This is a genomic window from Bradyrhizobium sp. 41S5, from assembly GCF_011516665.3.
In the GTDB taxonomy this organism is placed as follows: Bacteria; Pseudomonadota; Alphaproteobacteria; order Rhizobiales; family Xanthobacteraceae; genus Bradyrhizobium; species Bradyrhizobium quebecense.
The window spans coordinates 5,272,811-5,294,805 of record NZ_CP083721.1 but is presented as its reverse complement, the minus strand read 5'-3'; the positions used below and the strand labels follow the sequence as shown (position 1 = coordinate 5,294,805).

21 protein-coding genes and 1 pseudogene are annotated in these 21,995 nt (G+C 64.9%); 12 read left to right on the top strand and 10 right to left on the bottom strand.

What is annotated here, in order from left to right; all coding sequences use genetic code 11:
- Positions 1–73: 73 nt before the first annotated feature.
- Positions 74–451 (top strand): VOC family protein, encoded by a 378-nt coding sequence (locus HAP47_RS25845; RefSeq protein WP_173642183.1) that lies wholly within the window; start codon positions 74–76, stop codon positions 449–451.
- Positions 452–656: 205 nt separating this feature from the next.
- Here the strand turns inward: HAP47_RS25845 and HAP47_RS25840 are convergent, their stop codons facing one another.
- Positions 657–1,262, bottom strand: a complete 606-nt coding sequence (locus HAP47_RS25840) for a TIGR00730 family Rossman fold protein (protein ID WP_173642184.1) — start codon at positions 1,260–1,262, stop codon at positions 657–659.
- A 213-nt stretch (positions 1,263–1,475) separates the two neighbouring features.
- Between HAP47_RS25840 and HAP47_RS25835 the strand changes: the two genes are divergently transcribed.
- The 4 genes from HAP47_RS25835 to HAP47_RS25820 all read left to right on the top strand — a co-directional run bounded on the left by HAP47_RS25835 (position 1,476) and on the right by HAP47_RS25820 (position 6,257).
- Positions 1,476–3,464, top strand: a complete 1,989-nt coding sequence (locus tag HAP47_RS25835) for an ABCB family ABC transporter ATP-binding protein/permease (protein WP_231168373.1) — start codon at positions 1,476–1,478, stop codon at positions 3,462–3,464.
- Between the two features lie 53 nt (positions 3,465–3,517).
- Positions 3,518–4,216 carry a phosphatidylserine decarboxylase gene (locus HAP47_RS25830; RefSeq protein WP_092127222.1) on the top strand — a complete coding sequence of 233 codons (699 nt, stop codon included), beginning with the start codon at positions 3,518–3,520 and terminating at the stop codon, positions 4,214–4,216.
- A gap of 180 nt (positions 4,217–4,396) precedes the next feature.
- The gene (gene pssA, locus HAP47_RS25825; protein WP_173642185.1) at positions 4,397–5,272 is read left to right on the top strand and encodes a CDP-diacylglycerol--serine O-phosphatidyltransferase; all 876 of its coding nucleotides are present in this window, start codon (positions 4,397–4,399) and stop codon (positions 5,270–5,272) included.
- Positions 5,273–5,537: 265 nt separating this feature from the next.
- Entirely contained in the window at positions 5,538–6,257 is a 720-nt protein-coding gene (locus HAP47_RS25820; protein ID WP_173642186.1) for an RraA family protein, read from the top strand.
- 179 nt (positions 6,258–6,436) lie between these two features.
- On the opposite strand, the gene HAP47_RS25815 is transcribed toward HAP47_RS25820, so the two are convergent.
- Together HAP47_RS25815 and HAP47_RS25810 are read right to left on the bottom strand one after the other, a co-directional pair.
- Positions 6,437–7,057: a TerC family protein gene (locus HAP47_RS25815; RefSeq protein WP_173642187.1), complete on the bottom strand. Its 621-nt coding sequence runs from the start codon at positions 7,055–7,057 to the stop codon at positions 6,437–6,439.
- Positions 7,058–7,339: 282 nt separating this feature from the next.
- Entirely contained in the window at positions 7,340–7,684 is a 345-nt protein-coding gene (locus HAP47_RS25810; RefSeq protein WP_173642188.1) for a hypothetical protein, read from the bottom strand.
- Between the two features lie 264 nt (positions 7,685–7,948).
- Here HAP47_RS25810 and HAP47_RS25805 point away from each other — a divergent pair, with 264 nt between their 5' ends.
- On the top strand, positions 7,949–8,776 hold the full coding sequence (locus HAP47_RS25805; protein WP_173642189.1) for an SDR family NAD(P)-dependent oxidoreductase: 828 nt from the start codon (positions 7,949–7,951) through the stop codon (positions 8,774–8,776).
- 61 nt (positions 8,777–8,837) lie between these two features.
- Here HAP47_RS25805 and HAP47_RS25800 read toward each other — a convergent pair whose 3' ends face one another.
- From HAP47_RS25800 to HAP47_RS25775, 6 genes and pseudogenes are all read right to left on the bottom strand, one after another.
- The gene (locus HAP47_RS25800; protein WP_231168372.1) at positions 8,838–9,023 is read right to left on the bottom strand and encodes an EamA family transporter; all 186 of its coding nucleotides are present in this window, start codon (positions 9,021–9,023) and stop codon (positions 8,838–8,840) included.
- 329 nt (positions 9,024–9,352) lie between these two features.
- A pseudogene (locus HAP47_RS25795) lies at positions 9,353–9,754 on the bottom strand (EamA family transporter); the annotation flags it as partial.
- A gap of 123 nt (positions 9,755–9,877) precedes the next feature.
- On the bottom strand, positions 9,878–10,429 hold the full coding sequence (locus HAP47_RS25790) for a GrpB family protein (protein WP_173642190.1): 552 nt from the start codon (positions 10,427–10,429) through the stop codon (positions 9,878–9,880).
- Positions 10,430–10,550: 121 nt separating this feature from the next.
- On the bottom strand, positions 10,551–11,147 hold the full coding sequence (locus HAP47_RS25785; protein ID WP_173642191.1) for a DUF2889 domain-containing protein: 597 nt from the start codon (positions 11,145–11,147) through the stop codon (positions 10,551–10,553).
- A gap of 235 nt (positions 11,148–11,382) precedes the next feature.
- Positions 11,383–12,939, bottom strand: coding sequence for an acyl-CoA synthetase (locus tag HAP47_RS25780; RefSeq protein ID WP_173642192.1), 1,557 nt, complete (start codon positions 12,937–12,939; stop codon positions 11,383–11,385).
- On the bottom strand, positions 12,869–13,693 hold the full coding sequence (locus HAP47_RS25775) for a TetR/AcrR family transcriptional regulator (RefSeq protein ID WP_173642193.1): 825 nt from the start codon (positions 13,691–13,693) through the stop codon (positions 12,869–12,871). The genes HAP47_RS25780 and HAP47_RS25775 overlap by 71 nt, the downstream gene beginning before the upstream one ends.
- A gap of 94 nt (positions 13,694–13,787) precedes the next feature.
- Between HAP47_RS25775 and HAP47_RS25770 the strand changes: the two genes are divergently transcribed.
- The 5 genes from HAP47_RS25770 to HAP47_RS25750 all read left to right on the top strand — a co-directional run bounded on the left by HAP47_RS25770 (position 13,788) and on the right by HAP47_RS25750 (position 17,876).
- Complete coding sequence (locus tag HAP47_RS25770; RefSeq protein WP_173642194.1) at positions 13,788–14,972, top strand: lipid-transfer protein; 1,185 nt, start codon at positions 13,788–13,790, stop codon at positions 14,970–14,972.
- Positions 14,973–14,980: 8 nt separating this feature from the next.
- A complete protein-coding gene (locus tag HAP47_RS25765) occupies positions 14,981–15,412 on the top strand; it encodes a MaoC family dehydratase N-terminal domain-containing protein (RefSeq protein ID WP_173642195.1) in 432 nt (143 codons plus the stop codon).
- Positions 15,409–15,816, top strand: a complete 408-nt coding sequence (locus HAP47_RS25760) for a MaoC family dehydratase (protein WP_173642196.1) — start codon at positions 15,409–15,411, stop codon at positions 15,814–15,816. The genes HAP47_RS25765 and HAP47_RS25760 overlap by 4 nt, the downstream gene beginning before the upstream one ends.
- An 8-nt stretch (positions 15,817–15,824) precedes the next feature.
- Positions 15,825–16,652, top strand: coding sequence for an SDR family NAD(P)-dependent oxidoreductase (locus tag HAP47_RS25755; RefSeq protein WP_173642197.1), 828 nt, complete (start codon positions 15,825–15,827; stop codon positions 16,650–16,652).
- 78 nt (positions 16,653–16,730) lie between these two features.
- Positions 16,731–17,876: an acyl-CoA dehydrogenase family protein gene (locus tag HAP47_RS25750; protein WP_173642198.1), complete on the top strand. Its 1,146-nt coding sequence runs from the start codon at positions 16,731–16,733 to the stop codon at positions 17,874–17,876.
- A gap of 24 nt (positions 17,877–17,900) precedes the next feature.
- On the opposite strand, the gene HAP47_RS25745 is transcribed toward HAP47_RS25750, so the two are convergent.
- Positions 17,901–19,391: a methyl-accepting chemotaxis protein gene (locus HAP47_RS25745; RefSeq protein WP_173642199.1), complete on the bottom strand. Its 1,491-nt coding sequence runs from the start codon at positions 19,389–19,391 to the stop codon at positions 17,901–17,903.
- An 891-nt stretch (positions 19,392–20,282) separates the two neighbouring features.
- On the opposite strand from HAP47_RS25745, the gene HAP47_RS25740 reads away from it, so the two are divergent.
- Positions 20,283–21,938 (top strand): thiamine pyrophosphate-binding protein, encoded by a 1,656-nt coding sequence (locus HAP47_RS25740; RefSeq protein WP_173642200.1) that lies wholly within the window; start codon positions 20,283–20,285, stop codon positions 21,936–21,938.
- The last annotated feature ends 57 nt before the right edge of the window (positions 21,939–21,995 follow it).

Sequence of the window (21,995 nt, the reverse complement as noted above, 5' to 3'; positions counted from 1 at the left end):
CTTTCCGCTCGCAAGGATGCATGGGTTGCTTCGTCGCTTCGCTCCTCGCAATGACGAGCAAGGAGGACGCCACATGATCGACCACGTCTCCGTCGGCGTCCGCGATCTCGACCGCGCCGCGCGGTTCTATGAGCCGACGCTGGCCGCGCTCGGCCTGAGCCGCCTCGTCACGCGGCCGGCGACGATCGGCTTCGGCAAGGCCTATCCCGAACTCTGGATCAATCTGCGCGCCACGATGGCGCAGGTCGCGCATGAGAGCGGCACCCATATCTGCCTGCGGGCGAAAACCACCGCCGAGGTCGATGCCTTCCATGCCGCCGCGCTGGCCTCAGGCGGCCTCTCCGATGGTCCCCCGGGCCTGCGCCCGCACGATCGCGTGCGTTACTACGCCGCCTTCGTCCTCGATCCCGACGGTAACCGCATCGAGGCCGTGACGTTTCCAAGCGAGTGATTTGGGCTAGGACGAGCATTCATTTCAAACCGTTATCCCCGCGCAAAGGCTCCGCCTTTGTCGCTGGAGGTGCGAGCCTTGCGGCGCAATTGCGCCGCTGGGCCGGCCTCGTAGGATGGACGGCCACCAGCCGGACCGTGCATGCTTCGAGACGCGCGTTCCGCGCTCGTCGGCATGACGGGACCAGGTTCACGCTATCGAGATATCAGAGCCGCCGCGCCACTTCGGGCGCGAGCTCCTTCGCGGCGGCCGGCTTGCCCGCCACAGCCGAACGCAGCCGCGGCAAAATCTCGTCGACGCGGTCGGCCATCAGCACGTTGATCGGAAGCGTCGCGCGGATGAACTCGGTCGTGCGCATGTGGCTCAGCAGCGAGAGCAGGGGTTCCCAGAAACCATCAATATTGGCGAGCAGGATCGGCTTGGAGTGACGGCCGAGCTGCTGCCAGGTCAATTGCTCGACCAGCTCCTCCAGCGTGCCGATGCCGCCGGGCAGCGCGACGAACGCGTCCGAACGCTCGAACATCAGCCGCTTGCGCTCATGCATGTCGGGGGTGACGATCATCTCCTGAACCGAGGTCAGCGCATTCTCGCGCGCCCGCAGGAATTCCGGAATAATGCCGGTGACGGAGCCGCCGTGATCGAGGGTGGATTTCGCGACCGCGCCCATCAGGCCGATCGAGCCGCCGCCGTAGACCAGGCGCACCTTGTTTTCGGCAAAGGCCTTGCCGAGCGCGATGGCAGCTTCAACGAAGCGGGGATTGTTGCCGGGGCCGGAGCCGCAATAAACACAGACAGTCTTGATTTGGTTCATACGATCCTTGTGGCACTGCAGCGCAAACAGGGTCAAGACTCGCATATGGGCATTGAGGGCCAAAAAATCCCGTAAATTCCCGCGAATCGCGAACAATTTTCGTCATAAGCCTGTACGCCACGTTGAAACGATCTATATGACGGGCACAATGGCAAATCGTGGAAAAGATGTGGCCGCGGACCGCCGCGCCATGACGGCGAGGGCGGCCTCCTGATGGTGCCGCCGCAACAGACTTTGACCGCGGCCGACCAGCCCACGGCCACGACGCCGGCCGCCGAGAAGGGGACGCTGCTCGGCACCCTCATTCATCTCTGGCCCTACATCTGGCCCGGCGAGCGCGCCGATTTGAAGATGCGCGTCATCTGGTCGGTGGTGCTGCTGCTGTTCGCCAAGCTTGCGACGCTGTCGGTGCCGTTCACCTTCAAATGGGCGATCGATGCGCTGAACGGCACGGGATCGGCGCCGGTCGCGGCCTCGAGCTGGATGGTCTGGCTGATCGCCTCGCCGGTGCTGATGACGATCAGCTACGGGGCGGTGCGCATCATCATGGCGGTGCTGACGCAGTGGCGCGACGGCATTTTCGCCCGCGTCGCGATGCATGCGGTGCGCCGGCTGGCCTACATCACCTTCGTGCACATGCACGAGCTGTCGCTGCGTTTCCATCTCGAGCGCAAGACCGGCGGCTTGACCCGCGTGCTGGAGCGCGGCCGCTCCGGCATCGAGACCATCGTGCGCATGGTGATCCTGCAACTGATCCCGACTATCGTCGAGGTCACGCTGCTGGCGGGCGTGCTGCTCTGGCAGTTCGACTGGCGCTACGTGCTGGCGGTGCTGCTCACCGTCGTCGTGTTCATGTACTACACCTACATCGCGACCGAGTGGCGGATCGAGATTCGCCGCAAGATGAACGATTCCGACACCGAGGCGAATACCAAGGCGATCGACTCGCTGCTCAACTACGAGACGGTGAAATATTTCGGCGCCGAGGAGCGCGAGGCGAGGCGCTACGACCGCTCGATGGAGCGCTACGAGCAAGCCAGCGTGAAGACCTATACTTCGCTCGCCGTGCTCAACACCGGGCAGGCGATCATCTTCACCGCTGGCCTGACCGCGACCATGCTGATGTGCGCGTTCGGCATCCGCAACGGCACCCACACCGTCGGCGATTTCGTGCTGATCAACTCGATGATGATCCAGCTGTACCAGCCGCTGAATTTCATGGGCATGGTGTATCGCGAGATCAAGCAAGCGATCATCGACATCGAGAAGATGTTCGACGTGCTGGCACGCGATCCCGAGGTGAAGGACGTGCCGGGCGCTAAGCCGCTCGTGGTGTCCACAGGCAGCGTGCGCTTCGAGGATGTCCGCTTCGCCTATGAGCCCGACCGCCAGATCCTGAAAGGTCTGAGCTTCGAGGTGCCGGCCGGCAAGACGGTCGCGATCGTCGGCCCGTCCGGCGCCGGCAAGTCGACGATCTCGCGGCTGCTGTTTCGGCTCTACGATGTGTCGAGCGGCCGCATCCTGATCGACGGCCAGGACATCAAGAATGTGACGCAGACCTCGCTGCGGTCGGCGATCGGCATGGTGCCGCAGGACACCGTGCTGTTCAACGACACCATCCGCTACAACATCCGCTATGGCCGCTGGGATGCCGGCGACGACGAGGTCGAGGAGGCGGCGCGGCTGGCGCAGATCGACGGCTTCATCCGGATGTCGCCGCAGGGCTATGAGACGCAGGTCGGCGAGCGCGGCCTGAAACTCTCCGGCGGCGAGAAGCAGCGCGTCGCGATCGCGCGCACGGTACTGAAGGCCCCGCCGATCCTGGTGCTCGACGAGGCGACCTCGGCGCTCGACAGTCACACCGAGGCCGAGATCCAGGGTGCGCTGGAGCGGGTCTCGCGCAACCGCACCTCGCTGGTGATCGCGCACCGGCTGTCGACCATCGTCGGCGCCGACGAGATCATCGTGCTGGACCAGGGCCGGATCGCCGAGCGCGGCACCCATGCGCGGCTTTTGGCCTCGGGCGGCCTCTACGCCAGCATGTGGAACCGGCAGCGCGAGGCCGAGGAGGCCCGCGAACGGCTCGCCCAGGTCGATGACGACGGCACCGCGCCGAATCGCCTGCCGCCCGTGGTCACCGATTCGTCGGATGAATCCACCCCTGACGCGGGTGAGAAACCCTTGCCGACCGCCGCGGAATAGTCGATTTAGGGCCTCTCCCGCCAAACGGGGCGGGGAAACGCAAGCGAGCTCTGATGTCGATCGCCAATTCCATCCGCGCACAGATCCCGCCGATCCACCCCGAGGGCTATCCGTTCATCGGTGGCTTCGCCCTGGCGAGCCTGATCCTGTTCTGGATCTGGACCCCGCTGGGCTGGATCGGGACGCTGCTCACGGTCTGGTGTGCACTGTTCTTCCGCGATCCCGTGCGCGTGACGCCGCTGCGCGACGGCATCGTGGTATCGCCGGCCGATGGCCGCGTCTCCATGGTGGTGCAGGCGCTGCCGCCGGCCGAGCTCGGCCTCGGCGACAAGCCGCTGCCCCGGGTCTCGGTGTTCATGAGCGTGTTCAACTGCCATGTGAACCGCAGCCCGGTGGCCGGGCGCATCGACCGCATCGCCTACCGGCCCGGCGCCTTCATCAATGCCGAGCTCGACAAGGCGAGCGAGGACAATGAGCGCAACTCGCTGGTGATCTCGGGCGCCAATGGACGCATCGGCGTGGTCCAGATCGCCGGCCTCGTGGCGCGCCGCATCGTCTGCTTCGTCAAGGAAGGCCAGTCGATCGGCGCCGGCGAGCGCTTCGGCCTGATCCGTTTCGGCTCGCGGCTCGACGTCTACCTCCCCGAGGGCACCAAGGCGCTGGTCTCCGAGGGGCAGACCGCGGTTGCCGGCGAGACCATTCTGGCGGATTTCCGCAACGCCGACCCGGGCCGCACCTACCGCGCCGATTAACTCTGTTTCGCCAGCCTGGAGCTCCGATTCCGCCCGGAATCGGAACGGAAGCTCTTGTTTTCTATCTTGACGCGTTTTCTTAACGCGAACCGGTATCCGCTCCGCTGGAAAGTGCTTTGACCCGCCGGTTCCCGCCGCGATGGCGGAGCCCGGCCATGCTTGCTATATTGCAAGACCATGATGCCCTTTGATCCCAACTCCACCGAGTTTCGCCGCCGCCGGTTCCGCCCGATCCCGGTGCGGATGCTGGTGCCGAACATGATCACGCTGCTGGCGATCTGCGCCGGCCTGACCGCGATCCGGCTGTCGACGGAAGGGCGGATGGAGCTGGCGGTCGCCGCCATCGTGTTCGCCGCGATCCTCGACGGCATCGACGGCCGCGTCGCCCGCATGATCAAGGGCCAGTCAAAATTCGGCGCCGAGCTCGACAGCCTCGCCGACTTCGTCAATTTCGGCGTTGCGCCGGGCCTGATCCTGTATTTCTGGCAACTGCACGAATTGAACAATGGCGGCTGGATCGCCGCGATGGTGTTCGCGATCTCCGGCGGCCTGCGCCTGGCGCGCTTCAATGCCTCTATCGACGACCCGAACAAGCCGGCATTCGCCGCCAATTACTTCACGGGCGTGCCGGCGCCGGCCGGCGCGATCACCGTGCTGCTGCCGATCTATCTCGCCTTCCTCGGCGTGCCGATGCCGCCGGCGACGCTGACGGCGTTCTACACGCTCTTGATCGCCTTCCTGATGGTGTCGCGGCTGCCGGTGTTCTCCGGCAAGACCGTGAAGATGCGTGTCCCGCCGGAGATGGTGCTGCCGGTGTTCGTGTCGGTGGTGTTCTTCGTCGCGCTGCTGATCGGCTATCCCTGGCACATCCTGTCGGCGGGCTCGGTCGCCTATTTGATCAGCCTGCCCTGGGGCTGGAAATCGTATCGCGACCAGGAGCGCCAGCTTGCGGCGCAGACGCAAGGCGCAAGCGCGCCGGCGCCGGCATCACCGTCGCCTTACACGCCACAGGGCACCGATCCGGACCACGACGATCGTCCCGCGCATCTACATTGAGAGGCGCGCACGGGTCCTCTCCACGTCATTGCGAGCGAAGCGAAGCAATCCATGCTGCGGCATATGCGGAGAGATGGATTGCTTCGTCGCTTCAGCGCAAAATTGCTCTGCAATTTTGTCGCGAGTTCCTCGCAATGACGGAGAGGGGTGGGGCAGTCCGTCTTCCCAAATATCAGCCATGAGCGTGCCTCGGTTGGGTTCGCCTGCGATCTCGGCTATAGGCTGAGACGGCCCAGCGAACGCCAAAAATCAGGAGAGAAACGCCGTGACGACATCCGCTTCCGCACCGCTGCCTGCTTCCGTCCTCGAGGCGTTGGCGCGCTATGACACGCCGACGATCTGCAACGCGATGGAGATCGTCGCGCCGGAGCGTCGTCTGATCGGCTACACCGTGAAGCCGCTGGTCTGCCCGTTCCCGACCTTACCGCCGATCGTCGGCTACGCGCGCACGGTCGCGATCCGCTCGGTGCTGAAATCCGGCCTCTCGGCCGAGGAGCAGTCGAAGCGCCGCATCGAATATTACGAATATGTCGGGACCGGCTTCGGTCCGCGCATCTCTGTGATCCAGGACATCGACGGTCCCGACGTCGGCTACGGCGCGTTCTGGGGCGAGGTGCAGAGCGCCGTGCACAAGGCGCTCGGCTGCCTCGGCGTCATCACCGACGGCTCGATCCGCGACATTCCGCAATGGGCGCCCGGCTTCCAGGCGCTGGCCGGATCGATCGGCCCGTCGCACGCCTGGGTGCATGCCGAAAGCTTTGGCGGCGAGGTCCGTGTCGCCGGCATGACGGTGCGCTCCGACGACCTGATCCACGCCGACAGCCACGGCGCGATCGTGATCCCCTACGACATCGCGGCGAAGCTGCCGGAAGCCGCCGAACTCTGCGGCCGCCGCGAGACCCCGATCCTCGACATCGCGCGCAGTAAGGATTTCACGCTCGAGAAGTTGAAGGAAGCGCTGAAGCGTTCGGCGGAAATCCACTGACGCTGGATGAGATCGATCGGCCGCCGCGACAGAACTGCGCTCCCTCTCCCGCTTGCGGGGGAGGGCTGGGGTGGGGGCTCTCTCCACGAGTCATATCGTGGAGAGAGCCCCACCCGGAACGCATCTGACGATGCGTTCCGACCTCCCCCGCAAGCGGGAGAGGTGCAACGAGCCCGCCGTCAAGCCGGCGCGACCTTCGCGATCTCGGATGCGCCGCGGATGGTCATGTCGGCCGCGACGTAGAGGATCACGGCGAGGCCGACATAGGCGATCCAGCGGTGGTTCTGCAGCAGTTTTGCGATGAAGGTGGCGGCCGCGCCCATCATCGCGATCGAGAGCGCGAGGCCGAACACCAGCACGATCGGCTGCTCGCGCGCCGCGCCCGCAACCGCCAGCACATTGTCGAGCGACATCGAGACGTCGGCGATGATGATCTGCGTCGTGGCCTGCCACAGCGTCTTGCGCTGGCCTTCCGCGCCATCGGCGGCATGCTCGGCCGTCGTCTCCTGTGCGGTGGCGCGTAGCTCGCGCCACATCTTCCAGCACACCCATAGCAGCAGGATGCCGCCGGCGAGCAGCAGGCCGACGATCTGCATCAGTTGCGTGGTGAGCAGGGCGAACAGGATGCGCAGCAATGTTGCAGCAGCGATGCCGATCAGAATCGCCTTGCCGCGTTGCTTCGCCGGCAGGCCTGCCGCGGCAAGGCCGATCACGACGGCGTTGTCGCCGGCCAGCACGAGGTCGATGACGACGACTTGCAGCAAGGCGCTGAGGGCGTCGAGTGAAAACAGTTCGGACATGAGCAACGCTCCCCTTGAGGTCGGGGAGTGGACCGTTCGACGACGCAGGATGTTGCCGTCGTGTAGACGGCAAATCCGCCGCGGCGCGTGTGCGCGTCGCGGGTCGAAGCAGGGCCACTCCAACTGAGTTCCAGTCCGACATCGCAGCTTGTGGCTGCCAGAGGGGCCCGGCCTGGGATTTACGGTCAAAGCGCGATGAAATCAGATTGGATTCATCGTGCTTTGTTCTTATTTGAGCATGATCTTTTTGGAAAACCGCTTCGCACTTTTCCGGATCATGCTCTACACCGGACGCAGCGCGGTCTGCTCCTCGAAGAACAGCGCCGCCTGATCCGGCTCGCCGAGGATCGCCGCCGCGCACCCCATGAAGGTGAATGCGCCGGCAAAATCCCACAGCGTGAGGTTCGCCACGTTTGCACGCATGTGGATCACGCGCGCAGCAAACGCGGCAATGGCTGCCTCCGCGAACAACACCAGGCTGAGCGCGGGCAGCACGAGTGCGGGCTCAACCAGACGAACGGTCAGGATGATCGGCAGCGCGGTCAGCACCGCGAATAGCAGGAGCATGCCGAACGGCTCCAGCGAGGGAGCCTTCCGCGAGAACCTGTCTGGAATGGTCGAGGACATTCCGATTCTTGCCGGCTCTTGCCGATCCTGGCCTTGTTGTTCATCCCGACGATATCAGAACGTATTCACGTTGAGGCGCGGCGCGGCGCCGCGCGACCGCAGGCCGCGCGACAGACTGTACACCTGGGACCACGGACGAGGGCCATAGGCGGGCGATTTCGGCACCGTTTTTGGGTGATCGCGCCGCGGCCTGCCATGGCAAAGTCCAAGCGGCGCATTTATCTTTGCTGGCAGCGCTGGGAGAACGACCGAAGGGCGATTTCCATGAATATGTCAGGCAAGACGGTGCTGATCACCGGTTCCACCGATGGCGTCGGCCGCTACGTTGCGATGAAGCTGGCATCTGCCGGCGCCCGGGTCCTGATCCATGGCCGCGATACCAAGCGGGCGCAGACCCTCGCCGACGAGATCAAGCGGGTCTCCGGCCGCGAGCCGATGTTCTATCAGGCCGATCTGTCCTCGCTCGCCGAGGTCCGCGAGTTCGCCCAGCTGGTGCTCGACGACCAGGAGCGCCTCGATGTTCTGGTCAGCAATGCCGGCATCGGCTCGCAGAACGACGGGCCGGCACGGCAGACCAGCAAGGACGGCCACGAGCTGCGCTTCGCGGTGAACTATCTCGCCGGCTTCCTGCTCGCACATCTGCTGCTGCCGCGCTTGAAGGAGAGTGCGCCGGCGCGCATCGTCAATGTCGCCTCGCTCGGCCAGCACCCGATCGACTTCGCCGACGTGATGATCACCAAGAACTACAGCGGCGGCCGCGCCTATGCGCAGAGCAAGCTGTCGCAGATCATGTTCACCATCGATCTCGCCGCCGAGCTCGAGGGCACCGGCGTGACCGTCAATTCGCTGCACCCGGCGACCTACATGAACACCACGATGGTGCGCGCCAGCGGCGCGACGCCGATCTCGACCGTCGAGCAAGGCGGCGACGCCATCCTGCGTCTGGTTCAGGATGACGACGTCGCCGGCAGAAGCGGGCTGTTCTTCGACGGCAAGCGCGAGGCCCGTGCCCATGCGCAAGCCTATGACGCCGAGGCGCGCAAGCGGCTAAAGGCGTTGAGCCTTGCGCTCACCGGGCTGCGGATTTCCTGACGCGGCGCGCGGCCGGCGCCCGCTGGGCGAAGGCCGTCGGCGGGTCCGGAGACCGTCTAGACTAGCTCTGACGTTGCGCGAGATAGAATCCGGCCAATACCGTGACCAATCCGGCTGCCTGCAGAGTGGTCGGCGGCTCGCCGATCAGCAGCCATCCCAGCAGCAAGGTGAGCACCGGCACGGTCGCAGGAAATACAGCCGCGCGGGCAACGCCGAGCCGCTGGATCGACAGCGCGAACAAATACATGGCTGCGGGCCCGGCCAGGATGCCCTGGCGACGGCTTGCAGCGCATTCTCGTTCAAGCCGATGGCCGCATCGCGCGCCAGCCCGCCCGAGGCGGCATACAGCGGAAACAGCGAGAGCGACAGCACGCTGATGACGGTCGCCACCGAAAACGCAGACACCCGCCAGTAGCGTACCAGCGTGGCGAAGCCTGCAAACATCAATCCGGTCGTCACGAAGATCAAATCGCCCATCACGGCGCTCAATCCCATATGACCGATCGACTCGCTGCCGATCACGGCAAGCCCGATCACGATGACGACGGCGCCGGCGACCCGGGAGGGTGAGATCTGTTCCTTCAGCAGGACGACGGCGAGAAACAGTCCGCCCAGCGTCGCGCAGGAAGGTTGGATCACGCTGCCATGCCCAAGAGGCACCAACACGAAGCCGGCATAGCTGATGAGCGACATCACCGGGCCGCCCAGCATCATCAGCGCCATGCCGCGGCCCCATCCGATGCCGCAGAGGTCCTTCAGGCCGGCGCGCACAACGAGCGGGATGAACACGATGCCCGACCACAGGAAGCGATGCATCAAGAGGTCCACAGGCGTGAACCCGACTTTCAGGCCATGCCGGGTCGCCACGAAGCCAAGAGCCCAGCAAAGCGCCGCGCCGAGGCCGCATGCGACCCCGAGCAGAATGGCTTTCTTATCAGGGAGGGCTGCCGTCTTGGGGCCGGCCGCATGTTTGTTCATGCCGGACGAACTACGTTAGCGCGCAGGACGGATCAACCCATAGCGATGCAGGGCTGATTGGCGCAGCAGCCAATTGCGAAGTTCCTCTTCGGTGACCTGCAGGCTTGCCGCGGTCCGCCGGTGCTATTGGTCTCGTGCCGCTGCGTGCCACGCACGCGCCTTGGCTGTGGTCTCCTCGACGAAAGCATCTTTGCCGGTTCGATAGGCTTCGATGTCGTCTTGTGAGGAGGCGGCGAGGGCTCGCTTGATCTCGGCGTAGGCGCGGGCCGCCTCGCCATGCGCGCGCAGATAGTCGCGAAAAACCAGGCGTGCCTCCCAACGCGGATGGGACGGCTCCATCATATGCAGATGGTGGGTCCACGGACCCGGCGGCCCCTTGCGGAAGAACAGCTCGCCGGGGATCCAGGACGCATATTCCGGCATGTAGACATAGCCGAGCGCTTCAAGAGGCTCGATGCATCGTTGCGCGGCCTCTTCCAGGCTGGGTACGCCGACCAGCAGGTCGATGATGGGCTTCGATGGAAGACCTGGAACGGCTGTGCTGCCGACATGCTCGATGGTCAATGCGAACGCGCCGAGAGCCTGCTCGATCCGCGTGCGCTCCTGCGCGAACAATGCGGGCCAGTTGGGGTCATAGTCGGAGACGACAATCGACCCGGCGCCGTACTTCTCCACGTTGACCCCCGATCGTCCTTTTGCAGAGTATCACGCGGGCGGCACTCGTAGGGTGGCTTAGCCGAAGGCGTAACCCGCCGTCCTTTGGCTTAGTTGGTGGGTTACGCTTCGCTAACCCACCCTACGAACTCTGCTTCACCTCGACAGGTTTTTTCGCGAACTGCGGAAAAGTCTCGGCCACGACGGGACCATCCAGCCGCCAGGAATAGCAGCCGCCGACGAAGAACGGTGGCTCGGTGGCGCCCTGCTGGTGATCGAGCGCGCCGCGGCCCTGCGGATCCTTGCCGGAGGTCGCGGTCTGGAACAGGGTCGTCACCGCCGGGCCCAGCAGCTCGGCGAGATGGGTGCACGTCTCCAGTCTGCCGATCTTGCGGCGGACCAGCTCGCGCCAGCCCTTGCCGATGCGTTCGCCGACCAGGCGCTGCAGAATGCCTTCGACGTCGAGGCAGGACGGGTAGGGCGTCGAGGCCATCGTGGTCCCGGTCTCGCGGATCGTAAAACTGTCGTCGACCGCGAGCCGCAGCCTGATGTCGTGCACGGGATCGTCGGGCTGCTGCAGGCCGCGATGCCTGTCCTGCCGCGCATAAGGCTTGGTGTCGACCAGCCGCGCCTCGACTTCCCACAGCCCGTCGTCACGGAGATAACCGAGACATTCGACGGAGCGGCGGTGCATCAGGCGGCGGGGCTTGCCGTCGGCATTGGTATCAGGTGCGGACATCGGAACTCGCTGGATTGAATCTAAGCCGATCCAATCGACCGCATGCCGCGGTGTCAACGGTTGCGGCTGAATGGCGTCATGAGCCTCCGTCATTCCGGGGCGATGCGTCAGCATCGAACTATGGTGCGCAATTCGCGCCTGAGAATCTCGAGATTCCCCGATGCGCCATTGCGCATCTGAGGTTCATGCTTCGCATGCCCCGGAATGACTGGATCGAGAGATCGCGCCTCGCGCCTTAGCTCACGCGCCGCTCCCGGTTCTCCCAATACGGCTTGCGCAGCTCGCGCTTCAGGATCTTGCCGGCGCCGGAGAGCGGTAGCGGAGTTGCCGTGATGTCGACGCTGCGCGGGCATTTGTAGCCGGCGATCAGCGCCTTGCAGTGCTCCATCAGCTCTTCCGGCGTGGCGCTGGCGCCGCTCTTCATCACCACGACGGCGTGGACCCGCTCGCCCCAGCGCTCGCTCGGGATGCCGATCACGGCGCATTGCGCCACCGCCGGGTGCTGGGCCAGTGCGTTCTCGACCTCGGCCGAATAGACGTTCTCGCCGCCGGAGATGATCATGTCCTTGACGCGGTCGACGACGTAGACGAAGCCGTCCTCGTCCATGTAGCCGCCGTCGCCGGTATGCATCCAGCCGTCGATCACGGCGCGCGCGGTCTCCTCGGGCCGCTCCCAATAGCCCATCATCACCATATCGCCGCGCACGGCGATCTCGCCGACGGTGCCCGTCGGCACGACCTTGTCTTCCGCATCGACGATCTTCACTTCGGCGCCGAGCGTGGCGCGGCCGGCGCCGCGGTGCCGGCCCTTGGCGCGGCCGTCGCCGATATGCTCCTTCCAGTGCAGCAGCGTCGCGATCGGCGACAGTTCGGTCATGCCGTAGGCCTGGGTGAACTCGACATGCGGCAGCGCCTTCATGGCGCGCATCAGCACGGCGTCGCTGATCACGGAGGCGCCGTAGGCGATTCGCTTCAAGGACGACAGGTCGTAGGTGCCGAGCGTCGGGTGATCGACGAACATCTGGATCATGGTCGGCACCAGAAGCACGTCGGTGATGCGCTCCTTCTGCACGGCGGCCGCGACGCCGTCGGGCGTGAAGCCCTGGATCACGACGTTGGAGCCGCCGGACAGCAGCACCGAATACATCGCCGCGCCATTGGCGAGGTGGAACATCGGCGCCGCGTGCAGGTAGATCGTGCTGCTCGGCCACAGGCCTTCGCCGAGCGCGTTCAGCGCATTGGCCATCAGATTGCCGTGGCTCAGCATCACGCCCTTGGAGCGGCCGGTGGTGCCGCCGGTGTAGAAAATGCCGGCGAGGTCGTCGCGCGTGCGCATCGCGTCCGGAACGGGTTCGCTGCGCGCGATCAGCGTCTCGTAATTCTCCATGCCGGCGGGCGTCTCGCCTTCGTCGGCATAGATCAGCTTGAGGCCGGGGATGGCGTTCGCCAGCGTCGTGCCGACCGGCGCGAACGCCTTATCGACGAACAGGATCGTTGCGCGGCAGTCGCGCAGCGCATCTTCGTTCTCAATCGGAGACCAGCGGATGTTGAGCGGCACGATCACGGTGCCGGCCCAGCCGACCGCCAGATACAGTTCGAGATAGCGGTCGGAGTTCAGCGACAGGATCGCGACGCGGTCGCCGTTGCCGGCGCCAAGCGAGCGGATCGCTGAGGCGAGGCGGGCGACGCGGGTGCCGACCTCGCGCCAGTTGCGCTGCCGTTCACCGCAGACGACCGCGAGCCCGTTTCGATTGACCTGCAGCGCCCGCCGCAGCCCGTGTGTGATGTTCACTCCTGTCCTCCCTTGATGCGTTTCCCACGTTTCCCTTGCGAGGCGGTTTGTCCGCCTTCTCTGCAGCCGGAACGGCTGCTTTGCGCGTTGTTGTTTCGCGCGTTGATGTCATTTGCGTTGTTGTTTCGGCAATGCCTTCGGTGAGGCGGATCGCGAATTCCTCGGCGACGGCGTGTCCGGTCAGCTCACCGCCGGGCTGGAACCAGTGTCCGATCCAGTTCAGCGAGCCGGCGACGGCGAACGCCGCGAGCTTCGGATCGCAGGGTTTCACCGAACCGTCCGCAATGCCGGCAGCGATATAGTCGCGGAAGGCACGGTCGATCCGCCGCTTCGCGGTCTGCACGATCTTGCGGTTATGCTCGCTGAGATCGCGGAGATCGAAGCGGACCAGGCTCTTGCCGTAGTCCGTTGTCATCAGCTCGGCGTAGCGGGTGGTGAGCTTGCGCAGCTTGTCGAGGCCGCTGCCGCTGCCGGCCGAGGTCTCGGCAATGCAGTCGTCGACCAGCTCATGGCCGATCGACCAGCACTCGAACAGGATCTCGTCCTTGCCACGGAAGTAATTGTAGAGCGCGGGCTTGGTGATGTTCAGCCGCTTGGCGACATCGTTCAGTGTGGCGCGGTGATAGCCCTGTTCGAGGAACAGCTGCACGGCGGCGCGCAGCACGGCTTCGCGCTTCTCGTCGCGGGCGCGGCGCCGGCTCTCGAACGGCAGCCAGGGCGACTCGGTGTTGGAAGGGGGGAAGCGGGCGTCCATCGCGTGGCTGTTGTCGCATTGACTCCGGAAGGTGGCCCCTATATTACCCATGGGTAACAAATAGTCCAGTGGGTAATTTCCGGGAGGACACGCGATGACGTCACACACCTATGTTGCCGGGGTCGGCATGATCCCGTTCGTCAAGCCCGGCGCCAATGCGCCGTATCACGTGATGGGCGCCGAGGCTGCGAAGCTCGCGCTCGCCGACGCTGGGCTCGATTACGGCCGTGTGCAGCAGGCCTATGTCGGCTATGTCTATGGCGACTCCACTTGCGGCCAGCGCGCGCTCTATCCAGTCGGCATGACCGGCATCCCGATCGTCAACGTCAACAACAACTGCTCGACCGGTTCGACCGCGCTGTTCCTGGCGCGGCAGGCGATCGAGTCAGGCGCCGCCGATTGCGTGATGGCGCTCGGCTTCGAGCAGATGAAGCCCGGCGCGCTCGGGGCCGTGTTCACCGATCGCCCCAGCGCGTTCGACGATTTCGACGCCGCCGCCGACAAGCTGGTCGATGCGCCCGGCGTGCCGCTGGCGCTGCGCTATTTCGGCGGCGCCGGCCTCAGCCACATGAAGAAATACGGCACGCCGCTGTCGGCGTTCGCCAAAGTGCGGGCCAAGGCGAGCCGCCACGCCAAGAACAATCCGCTGGCGCTGTTCCGCAAGGAAGTCACCGCCGACGACGTGATGAACGACCAGGTGATCTGGCCCGGTGTGATGACGCGGCTGATGGCGTGCCCGCCGACCTGCGGCGGCGCTGCCGCGATCCTGGTCTCGGAGAAGTTCGCCGACCAGCACGGCCTCAACAAGAGCGTTCGCATTGCGGCGCAGGCGATGACGACCGACACGCCTTCGACCTTCGGTGCATCGGACATGATGCAGGTGGTCGGCTACGACATGGCGCGCGATGCCGCGAGCAAGGTCTATGAGGCGGCCAGCATCGGGCCTGATGATCTCGACGTCGTCGAACTGCACGACTGCTTCGCCCATAACGAGCTGATCACCTATGAAGGGCTCGGCTTGTGCGGAGAGGGCGAGGCCGCGAAATTCATCGATGACGGCGACAACTCTTATGGCGGCAGGATCGTCACCAATCCGTCCGGCGGGTTGCTGTCGAAGGGCCATCCGCTCGGCGCCACCGGTCTCGCGCAGTGCTACGAGCTGACGCGGCAGCTGCGCGGCACGGCTGCTGCGACGCAAGTGCAGGGCGCGCGGCTCGGGCTGCAGCACAATCTCGGCCTCGGCGGCGCCTGCGTCGTGACGCTCTACGAACGCGCCTGAGGCAGCCCATGGTCGATCAATCCGCCGTCGGGCGTACGTTTACGCCCGTGACCGCGCGCGTCGAGCCGGGGCGCCTGCGCTTCTTCCTCGACACGCTCGGCGAGAGCAATCCGGTCTACCGCAACGAGACGGCGGCGCCGGTGCCGCTGACCTATCTGTTTTGTCTGGAGATGATGGACGCAGCCGAGCCGTTCGAGTTCCTGACCGCGCTCGGCATCGATCTCGCCCGCGTGCTGCATGGCGAGCAGCGCTTCGACTATCACGCCCCCGTGGTGATCGGGGACACTCTGACATTCCGGCCGCGCGTCACCAGCGTGACCGAGAAGAAGGGCGGGGCGATGACGCTGATCGTGGTCGAGACCGTGGTCACCAACCAGGCCGGCATCCACGTCGCCGATACCTCGCGTACCATCGTTGTGCGCAATGCGAGGCCGTCATGAGCAGCAGCGTTCCCGCGGTCGGCGACCGCATCGTCCACAAGGAATTCCCGCCAATCACCCGCCATCGCCTCGCGCTTTACTGCGGCGCCTCGGGCGACCATAACCCTATCCATGTGGATATCGACTTTGCGACAGCGGCCGGTTTTCCCGACGTGTTCGCGCACGGTATGCTGGTCATGGGCTATCTCGGCCAGGCGCTGACGGACGCAGTCAACCCGTCGTGCATCCGCTCGTTCTCGACCCGCTTTGCCGCGATCACCCAGCTCGGCGCCGCGTTGACCTGCGAAGGCACGGTGACCGAGCTGATCGAGCAGGGCGGTGAGAGACGAGCAAGACTCGCGCTGACGACAAAGGATCAGAACGGCGAGGTCAAGCTCGCCGGCGAAGCCATTATCGCGCTTTAGGAGAGATCATGTCGAAACTGCAAGGCAAAGTCGCGCTCGTCTCCGGCTCGGGCCGCGGCATCGGGCGCGCGATTGCGCTGAAGCTCGCGAGCGAGGGCGCGAAGGTCGTGGTCAACGACCTCGATGCCGAGCCGGGCAATGCCGTCGTCGCCGAGATCAAGGCCACGGGTGGCGAGGCGATCGCGGTCAATGGCAGCGTGACCGAATCCGGCTTTGCCGATCGTTTCGTCGGCAGCGCCATCGAAACATTCGGCGGCCTCGACATCATCGTCAACAACGCCGGCTACACCTGGGACTCGACGATCCAGAAGATGTCGGACGAGCAGTTCCAGGCTATGCTCGACGTCCATCTCGTCGCCCCGTTCCGGATTCTGCGCGCGGCATCCGAGCCGATCCGGGTGATGGCGAAGAAGGAGGCCGAGGCGGGTCGCGAGGTGTTCCGCAAGGTCGTCAACATCTCCTCGATCGCTGGCCTCTATGGCAACGCCGGGCAGGCGAGCTATTCCTCGGCCAAGGCATCGCTGATCGGGCTGACGCGCACGATGTGCAAGGAGTGGGGCCGCTACAAGGTCAACGTCAATTGCGTGGCGTTCGGCCTGATCAACACCCGCCTGACCCAGCCGATCGAGAGCCAGCAGAAGACCATCGACGTCGCCGGCCGCGACATCAAGGTCGGCGTGCAGCCGCAGATGCTGGAGGCGATGGGCCGCATGATCCCACTCGGCCGTGGCGGCACGCCGGAAGAGGCGGCGGATGCGGTCTATCTGTTCTGCGCACCGGAATCGAACTACATCAGTGGTCAGGTGATCGTCGCCGGCGGCGGTCTCTTGATTTGATCAGAGCGTTTTCAAGCGAAGTGGGCACCGGTTCGCGTCAAGAAAACGCGTCAAAAAAGAATGCGGAGCGAGGGCAGAATGCACTACCGATCGTCCTGGATGACCGAGGAGCTGGACACCTTCCGTGACCAGTTCCGCAAATTCCTCGCCAAGGATCTTTTGCCACACGCCGAGAAATGGCGCGAGCAGAAGCTGGTCGACCGCTTCGCTTGGCGCGCGCTGGGCGAGATGGGCGCGCTGCTGCCGAGCGTGCCGGAGGCCTATGGCGGCTTAGGGGCCAGCTTCGCCTACGACGCCGCTGTGCTCGATGACCTCGAGAGCTCGGTGCCGGAGCTGACCACCGGCGTCTCCGTGCACAGCGCGATCGTCGCGCACTACATCGTCAACTACGGCTCGGAGGAGCAGAAAAAGCGCTGGTTGCCGAAGATGGCGTCGGGCGAGATGGTCGGCGCCATCGCGATGACCGAGCCCGGCACCGGCTCCGACCTGCAGGCCGTCAAGACCACCGCGAAGAAGCAGGGCAATTCCTACGTCATCAATGGCCAGAAGACATTTATTACCAACGGCCAGGCCGCCGATCTCGTCATCGTGGTGGCGCGCACCGGAGCGCCGGGCGCCAAGGGAATCTCATTGATCGTCGTTGAAACCGCCGGAGCCGAGGGCTACCGCCGCGGCCGCAACCTTGACAAGATCGGCCTGCACGCCTCAGACACCTCGGAGCTGTTCTTCGACAATGTCACGGTGCCGCCGGAAAACCTGCTCGGCAATGAGGAGGGCAACGGCTTTGTCCAACTGATGCAGCAATTGCCGCAGGAGCGGCTGTCGCTCGCGATCGGCGCGGTCGCCTCGATGGAGCGCGCGGTCGAGATCACCGCCGAATACACCAAGGCGCGCACCGCGTTCGGCAAGCCGCTGATCGAATTCCAGAACACCGCGTTCACGCTTGCCGAGCGCAAGACCGAGGCGATGATCGCCCGCGTGTTCGTCGATTGGTGCGTCGAACGTCTGGTCGCCGGCGACCTCGACACCGTGACAGCCTCGATGGCGAAATGGTGGTGTTCGCAGAAGCAGGTCGAGACTGCCGACGAATGTCTGCAATTGCATGGCGGCTATGGCTACATGCAGGAATACCCGATCTCGCGCATGTTCATCGATTCCCGCATCCAGAAGATCTATGGCGGCACCAACGAGATCATGAAGGTTTTGATCGCGCGCTCGCTGTAGGGCAAGGGCGCGACCTCCGCGGCGTTACATCGCCCGCACGTTCTTGAGGAACTTGTCGACCTGCACTTCCAGCTCGGACGCGTTGCTGGCGACCTCTCCGGAGGCCGCCAGAACGTTCTCGGCGGCCTTGCTGGCATCGTCGATCGCCTTGGTGGTTCCGTTGATGTTGGCGGTGACCTCCTTGGTGGCCGCGGCCTGTTCCTCGACGGCGCTGGCGATCACGGTCGAGATCTCGCTGATCTGGACGATGACCTGCGAGATCGACTTCAGGGCCGTGGCAGTGTTGCCGGTCGCGGTCTGCATCTCGTTGATCTGCGCCGAGATGTCTTCCGTGGCCTTGGCGGTCTGGTTGGCCAGCGCCTTCACCTCGGATGCGACGACGGCAAAGCCCCGGCCGGCTTCGCCGGCCCGCGCGGACTCGATCGTGGCGTTGAGCGCGAGCAGGTTGGTCTGGCCGGCGATCTGGCTGATCAGCGCGACGACGTCGCCGATCTTCTGCGCCATGGTCACGAGGCCCGCGACCAGCTTGTCGGACTTCTCGGCTTCCTCGACCGCCATGCGGGCGATGCGGCTCGCTTCGGACACCTGGCGGCTGATCTCGTTGACCGAGGACGACAGCTCTTCGGAGGCGGACGCCGCACTCGCCGAGCGCTGATTGACGAATTCGGCGGTCGTCGTCAGCGATCGCGCGGTACCCTGCATTTGCGTCGAGGCCGATGCCAGCATCCCGGCAAGGCCCTTCACGTCCTTCTCGAAATCGTCGGCGAGCTTCACATTGCCCGTGACAACCGACCAGCTCAGCATCGCGCCGGTATAGTTGCCGCGCTTGTCGGTCAGCCCGGAAACCCTGAGGTCGAGCGTTTCCGGGCCGAGCTTGATCTTGGCCGCGTGCGGCAGGTTCTTGGGATCGCCGACGATGCGACGCTGATGCGCCGGGTTCTTGTGGAAGATGTCGAACGAGTTGCCGAGGATCTTGTCCGGCGCCACCGGAAGCAGGTGCTTCACGGTGTCGAGCGTCTTGAGGCTGGTCTGGTTGATGTAGGTGATGTTGAAATCGGTATCGCACATCATGATGTTGATCGGCATGTTGTCAAGCATCTGCAGCAGCCGCTCGGTCTGGATTTCAAGCCGCGCCTTCTCGGTCGCGAGCTCCCAGGTCAGCATCGGTCCGCTGTAGCGGCCGCGCGAATTGGTCATCGCCGTCACGGTGAGATCGAGCGTCTCGCCGCCGATGGTGATGCGCGCCTTGTGCGGCAGGTTCTTCGGATCGGACAAGAGCCGGCGCTGATGCTGCGGGTTCTTGTGAAAGATGTCGATCGATCGTCCGATCAGTGCATCGACTTTCACCGGCAGAACATGCTCGATCTTTTTCAGATTCTGCCGCGTCGACTCGTTGATGTAGGTGATCCTGAAATTGTCCAGCTCGCAGAGCATGACACTGATCGGCATATCGTCGAACAGCCGGTATGAACTATCGGAGCCGACCACGCTTGCGACGCTCTTCATCCCCAACATGCATTGCCTCCAGCATTGATATTAACTGGTGAACTGACAAGGATGCACCTGCTCGGCAGCAGAACACTTTCCGCCGCGGGACGGCGGGCAGGTGCGATACACGATTTACAATTTGTGACTGCACGAAACCGTAGGCGATTCGAGTTTCATCAAGAAGTGCATGCAGTGTGCCGCGCGCGATCGCGCAGGACCGAACGGGCGATGCGTGCAATGAGTGCAGCCGAAATCGACGCGCTAGACTGCGATTTTCCGCGAAATTCGCGCGATCCTGCATCGAACGGTGCGGAGCGATCGATCGCTGCACCGTAGTCTTACGGAAGCACACGCGCGCGCTTCTAATGATTGTTATCGTGCATATGACACGATGGTGCATGCAGTTTGTGCCACACTGTTTTCACGCGCGCCGCAGCGCGCTGGCTTTCGCGCGTCCTGTGCGGCGGCCGCGCGCCGTCGATCTTTGCGATGCCCGCGGATCGTCTCTCCCGCATGCGCGCTGCTGCGGCGGTTGGTGCCGCGTGAGGCTGGCGCATCGCCGATGGGATTGCTGTGGAAAGAAACACGCACAGGTTGATTCGTGTGCCGCGATCCCGGCTCGAACTTGCCGACAGGCGACGGAACATGTCGTCGGCACGCTTACGGCGAGGGCGCTTCGAAATCGGCGAAGGGTTACCTGCCTGCTCTCCGGCCGGGCCGCGACGATCCCGCCGGCGATCGTCCGCTCTGCGGAAATCGAGGACGAAAGGGCCATGCCCATTGCCTATCGCATGGCTTGCCCCCGCTTCGCCCGCGAGAAGCGGCTTCGGCCTTGCACCATATTCACGTCTATCATACCCCCGTCGGACCACGTTCCGCGCGAGCCGCAATCGCGCGCCAATGCCGCAGGGAGCCCTCATGACCAAAAGCAATGCCCGCACCGGAGGCCAGATCCTGATTGACCAGCTGGTCGCGCAGGGGGTGGAGCGCGTAACCTGCGTGCCGGGCGAGAGCTACCTGGCGGCGCTCGATGCCCTGCATGACAGCCCGATCGACGTCGTGATCTGCCGCGCCGAGGGCGGTGCGGCGATGATGGCGGAGGCCTATGGCAAGCTCACCGGGCGCCCCGGCGTTTGCTTCGTCACCCGCGGTCCCGGATCGACCAACGCCGCGCACGGCGTGCACATCGCGATGCAGGATTCCACTCCGATGATCCTGTTCGTCGGCCAGGTCGACACCGGCATGCGCGAGCGCGAGGCGTTCCAGGAGCTCGACTACAAGGCGGTGTTCGGCACGATGGCGAAATGGGCGGTCGAAATCGATCGTCCGGACCGCATTCCGGAGCTGGTCGCGCGCGCCTTCCGCGTCGCGCTGCAGGGCCGCCCCGGTCCGGTCGTGATCTCGCTGCCGGAGAATATGCTGACTGAAACCGCAGCGGTCGCCAACGCGCCGAAGGTCGAGCCTGCGGTCACCTGGCCGGCGCCATCGGATCTCGAGCGCCTCGGCAGCATGCTCGCCGGCGCCAGGGCGCCGATCATGGTGCTCGGCGGCTCGGCCTGGACCGCAGAGGCCGCCAAGGGCATTACGCGCTTTGCCGAGCGCTTCGACCTGCCGGTCGCGACCTCGTTCCGCCGCGCCTCGCTGTTCGACGCCGACCATTCGCACTATGCCGGCGATCTCGGCATCGGCCCGAGCCCGAAGCTCAGGGATCGCTTCACCGGCGCCGACGTCATTCTTCTGATCGGCGGCCGCATGTCGGAGATGCCGTCCTCGTCCTACACGCTGCTCGACATTCCGGTGCCGAGCCAGAAGCTCATTCACGTGCATCCGGGCTCCGAAGAGCTCGGTCGCGTCTACCAGCCGGTGCTGGCGATCCAGGCGACGCCTGCGGCCTTCGCTGCCGCGGTCGAGAGCATGAAGCCCGCAGCTGCGCCCGCCTGGAAGGGCGAGGCGGCCAAGGCGCACGCGGACTATCTTGCCTGGACCGACAAGCCGCGCGAACTTCCGGGTCATTTCCAGTACGGCGAGGTCGTGACCTGGCTGCGCGATCGCCTGCCGAAGGATGCGATCGTCTGCAACGGCGCCGGCAATTACGCCGGCTGGATTCATCGCCACCATCGCTTCCACACCTTCGCCGCGCAGCTCGCGCCGACCTCGGGTTCGATGGGCTACGGCGTGCCGGCGGCCGTGATGGCGAAGCGACAGCATCCGGATCGCGTCGTCGTCGCCTTCGCCGGCGACGGCTGCTTCCTGATGAACGGGCAGGAGTTCGCCACCGCCGTGCAGTATGACGCGCCGCTGATTGTCGTCGTCATCGACAATGCGCAATACGGCACCATCCGGATGCATCAGGAGCGCGATTATCCCGGCCGCGTCGTCGGCACCCAGCTGAAGAACCCGGACTTCGCACTCTATGCCAAGGCGTTCGGCGGCCATGGCGAGCGGGTCGAGCGCACCGAAGACTTTGCGCCGGCGTTCGAGCGGGCGCTGGCGTCCGGCAAGCCGGCAATCCTGCACTGCCTGGTCGATCAGCGCGCGCTGTCGGTCGGCAAGGATTTTGTGCCGCAAGCATGATCCGGAAAGTGCGAAGCGGTTTTCCCTCGCGACAAACGCGTAGCGTTTGCGCGGAGA